Below are 12,014 nucleotides of genomic sequence, written 5' to 3'. Positions count from 1 at the left end.
GCACCTCTAACGAAATAGCGATATGCAAAGCCTAGTAGAAGCCATGTTTATGTAAACACCCTCTAAGGGGCGAAACCCTAGCTCCCAGTCCACGCGCAAACGGATCTGCTCTCCATTTCAGCGGCGCCCTTAACCAGGCCATACGGGTCCCGGAACCGAGGGCTGATCCATCGGCGAGGGTGACGCTGATTCACCGTTCCGCTTTTACAGCGGCCCCATTTGTCTTGGCAAATGGGGGAAACCGCTTGCTCCTGGTTTGGCCGGGCTGCGCCGGGTTCCCTCCTTCCGGCGTTGCTCCGTGGGCCCGCCGCGGACGGCCATCCATGGCCGCGCGGCTTTCGCGGCTCCCGGCCGCTCAACCCACTGCGCAACGCCTCCACTCGGCCGGCACCCAAGTCGCGGTCCGTGGTGTCTGGACTGTCGCGCACTAGAAGCAAAAGCAAAAGCAAAAGTAAAGCACGATCAACCCATTCCCTGAACCAAAAGACGCTTCGCTCTTCGCTCTTCGCTCTTGCTCTTCCTACACAAACAGCCCAGCCACCGCCGAACGCGACTTGGGTGCAGGCTGAGCGGAGGTGTCGTGGAGTGGGCTGAGCGGCCGGGAGCCGCGAGAGCCGCGCGGCCATGGATGGCCGTCCGCGGCGTGCCCACGGAGCGGCACCGGAGGGAAGGAACCCTGACGCAGTCAGGGCCAAACCAGGAGCAAGCGGTTTTCCTCCATTTTGCCAAGACAAAATGGAGTCGCCCGTTAAGGGGCGAAACCCTAGTTCCCTGCCCACGCACAAACGGATCTACCCCCGATCTCAGCGGCACCCATAACCAGGCCATACGGATCCCGACACCGAGGGCTGATCCATCCGCAACTGCGTCTCTGCGTAGTACTACGCAGACGCAACCGTAGTATTACCAATTTCTCTGGCTGACAACTGCGCGGATAGTGGCGACGCTCCGGTACCCCGGATCAAACAATAACAATGACGCCGCAGCCATGAGCTTCGGCAGGAGACCCACCATGACCCGACTGACCAAACACCTGGGTTGGTTCGCCGTTGCAGCCCTAGGGGCCTGCGCCCTGGGTGTCGTCGCGCTGCGCCGCGGCGAGGCCATCAACGCCCTCTGGATTGTCGTCGCCGCCGTAGCCATTTACCTGGTTGCGTATCGCTACTACAGCCTGTTCATCGCCAACCACGTCATGCAACTCGATCCGACCCGGGCGACTCCGGCAGTGATCAACAATGATGGCCTGGACTACGTTCCCACCAACAAACACATTCTTTTCGGCCACCACTTCGCGGCGATCGCAGGGGCAGGCCCGCTGGTCGGGCCGGTACTGGCGGCGCAGATGGGCTACCTGCCCGGCACGCTCTGGCTGATCGCCGGGGTGGTGCTCGCTGGCGCGGTGCAGGACTTCATGATCCTTTTCCTCTCCACTCGCCGTAATGGCCGGTCGCTGGGCGACATGGTGCGCGAGGAGATGGGCCGCATACCTGGGACCATTGCCCTGTTCGGCTGCTTCCTGATCATGATCATCATCCTCGCGGTGCTGGCACTGATCGTGGTCAAGGCCCTGGCCGAAAGCCCGTGGGGCATGTTCACGGTGATGGCGACCATCCCGATCGCGATGTTCATGGGCGTGTACATGCGCTACATCCGTCCGGGCCGCATTGGCGAAATTTCCCTCATCGGCGTGGTGTTGTTGCTGCTGTCGATCTGGGCCGGTGGTCAAGTGGCCTCGCACCCGGAATGGGCGCATGCCTTCACCTTCACGGGCGTGCAGATCACCTGGATGCTGGTGGGCTATGGCTTCATCGCCGCCATGCTGCCGGTCTGGCTGCTGCTGGCGCCGCGTGATTACCTGTCGACCTTCCTGAAGATCGGCACCATCGTCGCGCTGGCCATCGGTATCCTGATCCTGGCGCCCGAGCTGAAAATGCCAGCACTGACCCAGTTCACCGACGGTTCCGGCCCCGTCTGGAAAGGCAGCCTGTTCCCGTTCCTGTTCATCACCATCGCCTGCGGTGCGGTGTCGGGTTTCCATGCGTTGATCTCCTCGGGCACCACACCGAAGTTGCTGGATAACGAGAAGAACGCCCGTTACATCGGTTACGGCGGCATGCTGATGGAATCCTTCGTGGCCATCATGGCAATGGTCGCCGCGTCGGTCATCGACCCAGGCGTGTACTTCGCCATGAACAGCCCGGCCGCCGTGGTCGGTGCCGATCCGGTTGCCGTGGCGCAGACCATCAGCAGTTGGGGCTTTGCCATCAGCCCTGACACCCTGATCGCCACGGCCAAGGACATCGGCGAGAACACGGTGCTGGCCCGTGCCGGTGGCGCACCGACCCTGGCCGTCGGGATCGCGCAGATCCTGCACCAGGTGCTGCCAGGCGAGAACACCATGGCGTTCTGGTACCACTTCGCGATCCTGTTCGAAGCCTTGTTCATCCTGACGGCGGTCGATGCCGGTACTCGCGCCGGTCGTTTCATGCTGCAAGACCTGCTGGGCAGCTTCGTACCCGCGCTGAAACGCACCGAATCCTGGACCGCCAACGTGATTGGAACCGGTGGCTGCGTCGCGCTGTGGGGTTACCTGCTGTATCAAGGCGTAATCGATCCGCTGGGCGGCATCAACACCCTCTGGCCGCTGTTCGGGATCTCCAACCAGATGCTGGCCGGGATCGCGTTGATGCTGGCGACGGTGGTGCTGATCAAGATGAAGCGCCAGCAGTACGCGTGGGTCACCATCCTGCCTGCTTCCTGGCTGTTGATCTGCACCGTGACCGCAGGCTTGATCAAGCTGTTCGATCCAAGCCCCGCCGTTGGCTTCCTGGCCCTGGCCAAGAAATACAGCGCTGCGGCGGACGCGGGCCAGATCCTCGCCCCGGCGAAGACGGTCGATCAGATGCAACACGTGATCTTTAACGCGTACACCAACGCGGCATTGACCACGCTGTTCCTGTTCGTGGTGCTGAGCATCCTGTTCTACGCGATCAAGGTCGGTCGTGCCGCCTGGGTCAAGAAAGAGCGCAGCGACAAGGAATCCCCCTTCCAGGCCATGCCGGAAGCGCGCTGATGTTCAATGACCTGAGTCGCCTCGGCAAATACCTTGGGCAGGCGGCCCGGCTGATGGTGGGCATGCCTGACTACGACAACTACGTCGAGCACATGACCAAGACCCACCCCGACCAACCGGTGATGTCGTATGAGGCGTTCTTCCGCGAACGCCAGGATGCGCGCTACGGTGGTAAGGCGGGGCCCAAGTGTTGTTGAGCCGTCGTTGAGTCCGAAAGAAACGCCACGCCCCGTCGTGGCGTTTTTCGTTTAAGCCTTAATCCTCCTGAAACGCGCCGTTCCAAGGGCATGAGCGCTGCTCCTTATTAATCCTTCAGAACGTTTAATACCCCGAGAAAGACTTTAAGCATTCGCCCCACCAGACTCTGTGAACCGTCCACCTCGTGATCTGGAGAGTCCGGAATGAACGCATTCGATCCTTCGCTGTTTCGCTCGCTGCTGACATCCATTCGTGCCCTGCCGGGCGGCGAACAGGTGTTGCTCGAACAGGTGGTGCAGGAACTGTCTGCGCGTCTGGTGGCCGAGGAGCGTAGGCAGGACCTTGAAACACCCGCTGAAAAGGTTGCACTCTCTCCCTGGCAGGAGCGACGGGCCAAGGAATTGATGTCGAGCCAGATGGACAAGGGTTTGTCGATCGCCCAGGTCGCCAGCGAGTGCTCGCTGTCGCGCAGCCATTTTTCTCGCGCGTTCAAGAAAAATACCGGCCTCTCTCCCCGGGATTGGTACCTGCAGTTGCGGCTGGACAAAGCCAAGGGGCTGCTGAGCGACTCCGGTCTGACGATCTCGCAGATCAGCTTGGATTGTGGTTTCGCCGACCAGTCGCATTTCACCCGGGTGTTCACCCGGTCGGTGGGCATCACCCCCTTCAACTGGCGCCGCACGACCACCCGGGCCGACGTCCGTTGCGCGGGCTGAAGGAGAACGTCGACGCAGAGCACAACGGTCCAATCGCAGCGGGGGATTGTGGTGTACACCTGTCGAGGTATATTCGCTGCAGTCGTCTTTTCCGCTTCGGTCAAGGCACTTCTTCCTACGCTTATCCCGGAACCGATCCATGAACCGCAATGACCTGCGCCGCGTCGACATGAACCTTCTGGTGATCTTCGAAGCCTTGATGTTCGAACGCAATCTGACGCGGGTCGCCGAGAAACTGTTCATGGGCCAGCCAGCGATCAGCGCGGCATTGGCCCGCCTGCGCGACCTGTTCGACGACCCGCTGCTGTTGCGCAATGGTCGCGCGATGGAGCCGACGGCCCGCGCGCTGGACATTCTCAAAGAGCTGCAACCGGCGCTGGACACCATCTCCGGGGCGGTCAGCCGGGCCAAGGAGTTCGACCCGACCACCAGTTGCGACATCTTCCGCATCGGCCTGTCCGACGATGCAGAGTTCGGTCTGTTTCCGCCACTGCTGACGCGCCTGCGGGAGGAGGCGCCAGGCATCATCGTGGTGGTGCGGCGGGCGAATTATCTGCTGATGCCCTCGCTGCTGGCCTCAGGTGAAATTTCGGTGGGCATCAGCTACACCACTGAACTGCCCGCCAACGCCAAACGCAGGAAACTGCGGGACATCACGGTCAAAGTGTTGCGCGGCGACAAGCGCCCTGGGGTGCTGACGCTGGACGATTACTGCGAGCGCCCGCACACGATGGTGTCGTTCTCCGGCGACCTGACCGGCAACATCGACCTTGACCTGGCCAAGGTCGGGCGGGCAAGGCGAGTGGTGGTGGCGGTGCCGCAATTCAGTGGCCTGCGTGCCTTGCTGGCCGGAACCGAACTGATCGCCACCGTCCCGGATTATGCCGCCTGCGCGTTGGTAGAGGGCTGTGCGCTGAGGGCCGAAGACCCGCCGTTCCCGATCGAGCCCGCAGAGTTATCGATGGTCTGGAGCGGCGTGCACGACAACGACCCAGCCGAACGCTGGCTGCGTTCGCGTATCTACGAATTCATGTCCCAGGAAACGCGCCCGATGCCGTGAAGAGGTAACTGTGATGCGGATTGCGAGACTGCCCTGTCCCTGAACCAGGGGGCGTAGCCTCGTAGATCAAGCGTCCTCGATCCGAATGACCTCATCGGTGACTTCTTCCAATTGCCTCACCACTTGGTAGATGTGTGCGACTGCCAGCAGCGTGGGGCGGGGGATGTATTTGCCGGCCTTGACCTTGTACAGCGTGCGCGCGAGCCAAATGCTCTGGACCACCGGGATGTTGGCTTTTTTTGCGCGGGCGATCAGCGCCAGCGCGTCGTCGTCTTCGCCTTTGCAGTGAATCTGTGGCAGCGGGGTCTTGCCGGGACGGTAATACAGCGCAACGGCATAGTGGGTCGGGTTGACCACCAGCATGTCGGCGTCCTCCACCGGTTTGGGGGGCGCGGTGGGTGCCTGGTTCAGCAGCTCATGGGCCAGTTGCCGACGGTGGCCTTTGACATGCGGGTCGCCCTCGGACTGCTTGTATTCCTTCTTGATGTCCTCGTGGCTCATGCGCAGTTTCTTGGCGTGGAAGTATTTCTGCAGGGCGAAGTCCGCCATGGCGATCACCAGCAGCAAACCCAGCGTTGCCCGCAGGATGTGGCGGAACAGGTCCAGCAGCGCATGCCAGTAGGTCGTGAGATCGGTGTTGGCCAATAGAATCAGTGCGCCCAGGGAGGGCTTGACCACCGCGTAAAGCGTCGCGGCGATCGCCGCCGCCTTGAGCACGCTCAGAAGCAGGGTGGTGAGGTTCTGCGCAGAAAACATCTGCTTGGCATGGGCGAATGGGTTGAGTTTGTTGATGTCGATTTTCAGCGCCTTGGGCGCGAACAGAAAGCCGATCTGGACCCAGCTTCCCACCAGCCGCATCAACATCGCCATGCCGACACTGCTGAGAATGAAGCCGATCAACACCGTCGCGCCTTCGCTGGCCACTTGTTCCAGGGTGTGCAGATACGGCTTGCCGATACCGCCGAACGACAACGCCAGCAAATGCTGCAGACGCTCGACGCTTTCATCGGCCAGGCCCATGGTGATCTCGCTGACCACCAGCAGAATCAACAGCTTGCTGACGTCCTGGCTTTGTCCGACCTGACCTTTCTCCCGGGCGTCGCGCAGTTGTTTGGGCGTGGCCTTTTCGGTTTTCTCACTCATGACGGTTTCCCGCTCCCGGAACGTGGTGCGGTCATGGTTGCGGCACCAGTTGCGGCAACAGGTGCTTGAGGTCGGCCAGTTGCAGAATCTGACCGTTGCCCAGTTGCAACAATGTGGGGAGATAGATCAGCAGAAAGGCGATCCCGGCCATGCTTTTGGCGGGCATGGCGAGAATCGAGACGTTCAGTTGCTGCGCGTACAGCCCGATGATCGCCATCGCAGCCTCGATCAACAGCAGCAGGCCGATGAAGGGTGCGGCATAGAGCATCATGTGCTGGAGCGTCTGGTTGAGCTGCTCGAGAAATACGTTCAGGCCGTCCGCGGTCATGCCCGGCAACCAGGCGGTGGGTGGCCAGATCTGGTAGCTGTCCCAGATGACCTGGGTGATCAGCGACAAGCCCCCGGACAGGATGACCAGCATGATCAGGGTTTCTTGAAACAGCTCGCCGAGGGGCGTCGCATCCGGCCCCAGGGCGGGGTTGAGCTGGCCGCCGCTCAGGGCGCCCCGCTGGCTGTCGAGCAACGCGCCCACCGAGGCGAACATCCAGAAGGGGGCGTACAACAGCAACCCGATCAGGGTGCCGAGCACCGCTTCCTTGAGCAGCAGGGCGCCTATGGAGAACCAGTCGTTTTCGAACGAGGACAGCGCGCGGCTGATCGCCGGTGCCGGTACCATCGCCACCACCAGCACCACTGCGTAACGCAGCGGCCCTTTGAGGTATTTGAAGCAAAAGGCCGGGACCAGAATCATGCACGGCAACAGGCGAGCGGCCGCCAGGCCCATGCCCAGCATCAGTTCGAACAGGCCTTGGGCATCGAAAGGCATCTAGTGCATGCCCCCGGATCGGGCGATCAGGTCGAACGCCATGTTGATGAACTGGATCAACTCCACGCCGATCCAGCGCCCGGTCATGGCCAGCGTCAGGCCGACGGCCGCCAGTTTGATGCCAAAGGGCAGGGTCTGATCCTGAACCTGCATCAGTGCCTGCACCAGCGAAGTAATCACCCCCACCAACACCGCCACGCCCAACGGCGGCGCGGTCAGGATCACCACCAGAAACATGCCTTGCTTGAACAGCGCCAACGCTTCCATGGCCGTCTCACATGTACGAGTAAAAGAGGCTGTCGAGCAGGCGCGTCCAGCCTTGCACCAGGACGAACAACAGCAGTTTGAGCGGCAGCGAAATGGTCATGGGCGACACCATCTGCATGCCCAGGGCCAAAAGCAGGTTGGAGACGATCAGGTCGATGACGATGAACGGGATGTAGATCAGGAAGCCGATCTGAAACCCAGCCTGCAATTCCGACAGCACGAATGCGGGCACAGCCAGCAACAGATCACTCTTGCTCGCCTGGTCCGCCATCTCCTTGGGCCACATGCGCTGGGTGTTGTCCAGCAGGTGGGCGCTGACATCCGGGTCGGTATTGCGCGTCATGAAGCGTTGCAGCGGTTCGATGATCGTGTTCGCGCTGGCTTGCAGCTTGTCGGTGCTGCCCATTTCCAGCGGATGCTCGTGAACCCGCTGCTGGATTTCATGGGCCACGGGTGCCATGACAAACATCGTCGCTGCCAACGCGATGCCGTACATCGCCATGTTGGGCGGCACTTGCTGGACGCCGATGGCGTTGCGGGTGATCAGCAGGGTCATGGCGATCTTCAGAAACGCCGTGCAGACGATCAGCAGAAACGGAATCAGCGACAGGGCGCCCAGAAACAGCGCCAGCATGACCGGGTTCATCCCGTCCATGATCATGCCGGCGACGCCATGCGGAGAATCTGCAGGCCCAGGCGACCGTCGACATCCACCAGTTCACCCTCGGCGACCACCCGTTCGCCATGGCACAAGGTGGCGAAGCCGGGCATCACGCCGCTGACTTCGAGCACCGTACCGGCCGCTATCCGGCGCAAGTCGCCAAGGGTGAGGTTGAGGCTGCCGCAGCGCAGCGTGAGGTCGATCGACAACTGATCGATGGGGTCTGGCGCCTCAAAGCCGGTATCTGCCTGAGGCTGTTCATGGACGGGGTAGGGGCTTTCCTCGGCTGGCCATTCGGCCTCTTCGTTCAACGGCGCACTGAGGTGGTGTTCGTCCTGCTCGATCGACGTCTCATCGTCATCGCCGATCGAGGTGTCCAGCTCTTCGTCATAGAGCGCGTCATGGGTCATTTTCCTGAGCTTCCTCATGGCTGAAACGTACGTACAACTGCCGGTCATGGCTGTCGGTCTGCACTGCCCAATGCTGCCCGCCCAGATGCAGGCGACCATGGCCTTGGCTGTCGAACCGGGGATGCGTGGGTAACACGACATCGCCGGGTTGCAGCGAGGCCAGTTGCGCCAGCGTCAAGGACAAACCGCCCAGTTCCAACGGTGTGTGGACCGGCCAGTCTTCATTCACCTCGACCAACCGGGCTGTCCATGGCGCAGCGTCCAGCCAGCGCAGCAACACCTCGGCTGTGGCGCAGAGCACGCCGTGAACCCGTTGCTCGCCCAGACCCAACTCGATACGACAGCTCAGCTCGGCGGCCTGAGCGCCCACCGATGGAGCAGTGATACCGCTGAGTGGCGCGAGGGGCCCAAGCAGTTCCGCGATCTGCGGGCTAAAGCGTTGATTGAGGGCTTGCCAGTACCAGGGCTGGTGGTCGCCATCGAGCGTGACGGGCAAATCGCCGAGCAGGCTGAGCAACGCTTCGGCGTCGCTGAGCCTGAAGGGGCCGAGCGCGCTTTGGAAAGCCGCAAGGTCTGTGTATTCGGGAGTGACGGCGAGCAGGGGGCGAAGGGTGAGTGTGCCCGTCAGCCCGTGTGCGCTGAAGGCCAGGCGGGCGCCTGCGCCCAGACGACGGCTGAATTGGGCCTGCGCGGCGCCGACGGTGCGCAAGGTCAAACGGCTCATGCGGGTAGCCCCTCTTCGAAGGACAGCGCCACATCCTGACCGAGCGCGTCCGTGAGTGCTTGCTCACAGGCACGCTGGTGCGGTTGCAGGCGCTTTAGCGCCCCACGCCGAGCGAACGCTAGTTCAATGTTCCACTGGTTGTCCCGCTTGTTGGCATTGACCTGCACCCGGCCGAGGTGAGGCATCAGCAGCGTGACGTTGAAAGGGCCGTCGGGTTGCAGGGGCAAACGTTGCGCCAGTTCGTCGACCAATTGCGTGGGCACGCTGTCGCTTGCCTGTGCAAGGAACAGGCTGCCGCCACCGAAACCAGAGTGGTCAGGCGCTTCATCCACCGACGGCACCAGCAATTGCGAGAAGAACAGGCCGTCAGCAGCCACCGCCTCACCGGAACGGCTCTCATCGGAAAACGAGCGCAGGCGATCCAGATCGCCGCGACGAACGCTCAGGGCTGGGCGCTTGTCGCTCGGGCCAGGGAACTCGGCCTGAGCCGGGCGTTGCGGGGTTGGAGGTGCGGGGCGAGGCGGGGCTTTGATGGGCGTGTTCATGGCCAGTCAACCTTGTTCGTCGAGGGCTTCGGCCAGGCAGGCCAGTTTTTCCACGGCACGCTGAGAGGCCTTGGCCTCGGCACGTGCCTGCTCCAGAAGTTGTTGCTGGGCGTCTATCCCGAGCCGCTGCCGTTCGACGTCCTGGCGGATGTACGCCAATCGGTCGAGCATGCGGTGTTCTTTCTCGTGCCAGCGCTCCAGGTCGTTCAGTGCCATGGCTTGATTGAGGTTGGCCTGACTGAGCGCCTGCCGTCTTTCCCGTTGATTGGCCCGCTCCTGGCTCAACGCTTCGCGCGTGGCCTGCAACTGCGCGTGCAACTCATCCAGAGCGCGTTGTGCCCGGCGCTGGGCCCGTTCGGCACTGGCCTGGCGGTGTTGGCGTAAGGGGGTAAGCACGGCAATCACCTGTGTCATCGCCAGTTGCTGCGGATCGATTTCCAGTTCTTCTTCCATGGTCACTCCGGCAACTGAGACGTCAACTGCATCAAGGCTTCCAGGGTCGTTTCCAGGGGTACGGGTTCGCGCAGATCCTGGCGAAGAAACGCATTGATCGGTTCGTTCAACTGCACGGCGCAGTCCGTCACCGGGTCGCTGCCCGGCTGGTATTCGCCCAGGCGCAGCAACATTTCCACCTGTTTGTAGGCTGCCATGAGTCGCCTGAGCCGGTTGTTGGCCTGCTGGTGTTCACGCCCGGTGACGTTGCTGAGGATCCGACTGATGCTGGCCTGCACGTCGATGGCCGGGTAGTGCCCACGTTCGGCGAGTTTGCGCGACAGCACGATGTGGCCGTCGAGTAACGAACGCACTTCGTCGGCCACCGGGTCGTTCATCGAGTCCTGTTCGATCAACACGGTGTACAGCGCTGTGATCGAGCCGGTTTCGCTCATCCCGGCGCGCTCGACCAAGCGAGGCAACAGGGTATAAACCGATGGCGGCAGACCGCCCCGGCCCAAGGGCTCGCCCGCGGCGATGCCGATCTCTCGTTGGGCGCGGGCGAAGCGGGTCAGCGAGTCGAGCAACAACAGCACCTTCATGCCGCGTTCACGATAGGCTTCGGCAATGGCGGTGGCCGTGAACGCGGCGCGGGCACGCTCCATGCTCGAACGGTCCGACGTGGCGCAGACCAGCACCGAGCGGCTGCGCAGGGTGGCATCCAGTTCATGGTCGAGAAATTCGCGCAGCTCGCGACCCCGTTCGCCGATCAGGCCGAACACGATCACGTCACACGCCATGTTCCTGGCCAGCTCGGCCATGAGCGTGGTCTTGCCGCAGCCGGCGCCCGCGAACAACCCCACGCGCTGACCTTCCCCTAGCAGAATGGCGCTGTCGATGGCCCGCACGCCGGTGGGCAAGGCCTGGGTGATGCGTGGGCGTTGGGTCGGTGGCAATGCGTCGGCGATGACAGGCAGGGTCACACGGCGATCATCCGGCCCGGCGAACGCGCCTTCGGAATCCTCCAGCAAGGGGCGGCCAAAACCATCGAGCACGCTGCCCAGCAGGCTGTCGTCGACACCAATGCGATGCGCCATGCCGAGCGGCCGAATGTGGGCACCGACCTGGATACCGTCCGGCGTGCCCAGGGCACTGAGCAGGGTGCAGTCGCGAGTGAAGCCGACGATCTCCGCAAGCATGCTGCTGCCGTCGGATTTGCTCACTTCGCACAGGTCGCCGACCTTGGCCGCCGGGATCTGGCACTCCAGCAGGATCCCGCTGACGGCGCTGACCCGGCCGCTGGCGCGCACCGCACTCACAGCCCGTAAGCGCCGGGCATGGGCGGACTTCCACGGGTCGAAGGCGGCGTTCACCAGCTCACCTCATAGTGCCGCTCGCCATCGAACTGGATGCGATCGTCGTCGATGCGGGTCAGGCGCAGGCCATTGAGCTCATCGCCGATGTACAAGCGATGGCCGTCGGCCGTGACCAAATGGGCATGAGGGCCGGACATGATCTGCACAATGGTGAACGGCAGGCCGCTGCTGGACGCCGTGACGTTGTCGATCAAGGCCACCGGCGTGTCGTAACGCTCCTTGAAACGTTGCAGCATGCGCTGGTAAACCCGTTGCGATTCAGGCTTCAGGCTGCCGCTCAGCTCCAGGCCTTCAGCCGACGCCTGGACGTTGACCTCGCTGAGCAGCCGGTCACTGAGCATGGTCGCGAGCTGGCGGCGGGCCTCCTCGACACTCGCCAGTCGCTTGCGTGGATGGGCCATGGCCTCGGCTGGGTCGGGCCTGGGCTGGCTCTGTGCCGGGGCCGGGCTTGCCATTGCAGTGATCGCCGGTGCCGGCGCACTGCTGCGCGTCAGGCTCCAGGCGCTTCCGGCGATGCCCAGCAGCACCCCTACCACGATGCCTGTGGTGCGATTGAGCAGGCGCGAACGCGACTCGACTTTTT

The 12,014-nt window shown here is 62.7% G+C and carries 14 protein-coding genes; 4 read left to right on the top strand and 10 right to left on the bottom strand.

What is annotated here, in order from left to right:
• Positions 1-1,012 precede the first annotated feature (1,012 nt).
• From DBP26_RS26710 to DBP26_RS26695, 4 genes are all read left to right on the top strand, one after another.
• Positions 1,013-3,073, top strand: a complete 2,061-nt coding sequence (locus tag DBP26_RS26710; RefSeq protein ID WP_108240623.1) for a carbon starvation CstA family protein — start codon at positions 1,013-1,015, stop codon at positions 3,071-3,073.
• Complete coding sequence (locus DBP26_RS26705; RefSeq protein WP_108240624.1) at positions 3,073-3,270, top strand: YbdD/YjiX family protein; 198 nt, start codon at positions 3,073-3,075, stop codon at positions 3,268-3,270. The genes DBP26_RS26710 and DBP26_RS26705 overlap by 1 nt, the downstream gene beginning before the upstream one ends.
• Positions 3,271-3,474: 204 nt before the next feature.
• Positions 3,475-3,987, top strand: coding sequence for an AraC family transcriptional regulator (locus tag DBP26_RS26700; protein WP_108240625.1), 513 nt, complete (start codon positions 3,475-3,477; stop codon positions 3,985-3,987).
• A 139-nt stretch (positions 3,988-4,126) separates the two neighbouring features.
• Positions 4,127-5,047 (top strand): LysR family transcriptional regulator, encoded by a 921-nt coding sequence (locus DBP26_RS26695; RefSeq protein WP_108240626.1) that lies wholly within the window; start codon positions 4,127-4,129, stop codon positions 5,045-5,047.
• Between the two features lie 66 nt (positions 5,048-5,113).
• On the opposite strand, the gene sctU is transcribed toward DBP26_RS26695, so the two are convergent.
• From sctU to sctD, 10 genes are all read right to left on the bottom strand, one after another.
• Positions 5,114-6,190 carry a type III secretion system export apparatus subunit SctU gene (sctU, locus tag DBP26_RS26690; RefSeq protein ID WP_108240627.1) on the bottom strand — a complete coding sequence of 359 codons (1,077 nt, stop codon included), beginning with the start codon at positions 6,188-6,190 and terminating at the stop codon, positions 5,114-5,116.
• 31 nt (positions 6,191-6,221) lie between these two features.
• On the bottom strand, positions 6,222-7,016 hold the full coding sequence (gene sctT / locus DBP26_RS26685) for a type III secretion system export apparatus subunit SctT (protein ID WP_108240628.1): 795 nt from the start codon (positions 7,014-7,016) through the stop codon (positions 6,222-6,224).
• On the bottom strand, positions 7,017-7,283 hold the full coding sequence (sctS, locus tag DBP26_RS26680; RefSeq protein WP_108240629.1) for a type III secretion system export apparatus subunit SctS: 267 nt from the start codon (positions 7,281-7,283) through the stop codon (positions 7,017-7,019). It lies immediately after the preceding gene.
• Positions 7,284-7,290: 7 nt separating this feature from the next.
• The gene (gene sctR / locus DBP26_RS26675; RefSeq protein ID WP_108240630.1) at positions 7,291-7,944 is read right to left on the bottom strand and encodes a type III secretion system export apparatus subunit SctR; all 654 of its coding nucleotides are present in this window, start codon (positions 7,942-7,944) and stop codon (positions 7,291-7,293) included.
• Positions 7,941-8,354, bottom strand: a complete 414-nt coding sequence (locus tag DBP26_RS26670) for a FliM/FliN family flagellar motor switch protein (RefSeq protein WP_108240631.1) — start codon at positions 8,352-8,354, stop codon at positions 7,941-7,943. Before DBP26_RS26670 ends, sctR begins: the two co-directional genes overlap by 4 nt.
• Complete coding sequence (locus tag DBP26_RS26665; RefSeq protein ID WP_108240632.1) at positions 8,344-9,078, bottom strand: type III secretion system protein; 735 nt, start codon at positions 9,076-9,078, stop codon at positions 8,344-8,346. The genes DBP26_RS26670 and DBP26_RS26665 overlap by 11 nt, the downstream gene beginning before the upstream one ends.
• Positions 9,075-9,623: a type III secretion system HrpP C-terminal domain-containing protein gene (locus DBP26_RS26660; protein WP_108576376.1), complete on the bottom strand. Its 549-nt coding sequence runs from the start codon at positions 9,621-9,623 to the stop codon at positions 9,075-9,077. Before DBP26_RS26660 ends, DBP26_RS26665 begins: the two co-directional genes overlap by 4 nt.
• 6 nt (positions 9,624-9,629) lie before the next feature.
• The gene (locus DBP26_RS26655; protein ID WP_108576375.1) at positions 9,630-10,076 is read right to left on the bottom strand and encodes a YscO family type III secretion system apparatus protein; all 447 of its coding nucleotides are present in this window, start codon (positions 10,074-10,076) and stop codon (positions 9,630-9,632) included.
• A 2-nt stretch (positions 10,077-10,078) separates the two neighbouring features.
• Complete coding sequence (locus tag DBP26_RS26650; protein WP_108576374.1) at positions 10,079-11,428, bottom strand: FliI/YscN family ATPase; 1,350 nt, start codon at positions 11,426-11,428, stop codon at positions 10,079-10,081.
• Positions 11,425-12,014 (bottom strand): type III secretion system inner membrane ring subunit SctD (sctD, locus tag DBP26_RS26645; protein WP_112235856.1); only part of this gene is annotated, 590 nt, incomplete at its 5' end. The genes sctD and DBP26_RS26650, both read right to left, overlap by 4 nt.

Origin of the sequence: Pseudomonas sp. RIT409, from assembly GCF_003052515.2 — a bacterium.
Taxonomy (GTDB): Bacteria; Pseudomonadota; Gammaproteobacteria; order Pseudomonadales; family Pseudomonadaceae; genus Aquipseudomonas.
The sequence above is the reverse complement of the archived record's forward strand: the minus strand, read 5'-3'. Positions and strand labels throughout refer to the sequence as shown.

Excerpts from the sequence above, each read along its gene's own strand:
- sctR (WP_108240630.1), bottom strand. The coding sequence starts at position 7,944 with ATGATCATGGACGGGATGAACCCGGTCATGCTGGCGCTGTTTCTGGGC.
- DBP26_RS26670 (WP_108240631.1), bottom strand. The coding sequence starts at position 8,354 with ATGACCCATGACGCGCTCTATGACGAAGAGCTGGACACCTCGATCGGC.
- DBP26_RS26660 (WP_108576376.1), bottom strand. The coding sequence starts at position 9,623 with ATGAACACGCCCATCAAAGCCCCGCCTCGCCCCGCACCTCCAACCCCG.
- DBP26_RS26655 (WP_108576375.1), bottom strand. The coding sequence starts at position 10,076 with ATGGAAGAAGAACTGGAAATCGATCCGCAGCAACTGGCGATGACACAG.
- DBP26_RS26700 (WP_108240625.1), top strand. The coding sequence starts at position 3,475 with ATGAACGCATTCGATCCTTCGCTGTTTCGCTCGCTGCTGACATCCATT.
- sctT (WP_108240628.1), bottom strand. The coding sequence starts at position 7,016 with ATGCCTTTCGATGCCCAAGGCCTGTTCGAACTGATGCTGGGCATGGGC.
- DBP26_RS26710 (WP_108240623.1), top strand. The coding sequence starts at position 1,013 with ATGACCCGACTGACCAAACACCTGGGTTGGTTCGCCGTTGCAGCCCTA.
- sctU (WP_108240627.1), bottom strand. The coding sequence starts at position 6,190 with ATGAGTGAGAAAACCGAAAAGGCCACGCCCAAACAACTGCGCGACGCC.
- DBP26_RS26665 (WP_108240632.1), bottom strand. The coding sequence starts at position 9,078 with ATGAGCCGTTTGACCTTGCGCACCGTCGGCGCCGCGCAGGCCCAATTC.
- DBP26_RS26705 (WP_108240624.1), top strand. The coding sequence starts at position 3,073 with ATGTTCAATGACCTGAGTCGCCTCGGCAAATACCTTGGGCAGGCGGCC.
- sctS (WP_108240629.1), bottom strand. The coding sequence starts at position 7,283 with ATGGAAGCGTTGGCGCTGTTCAAGCAAGGCATGTTTCTGGTGGTGATC.
- DBP26_RS26695 (WP_108240626.1), top strand. The coding sequence starts at position 4,127 with ATGAACCGCAATGACCTGCGCCGCGTCGACATGAACCTTCTGGTGATC.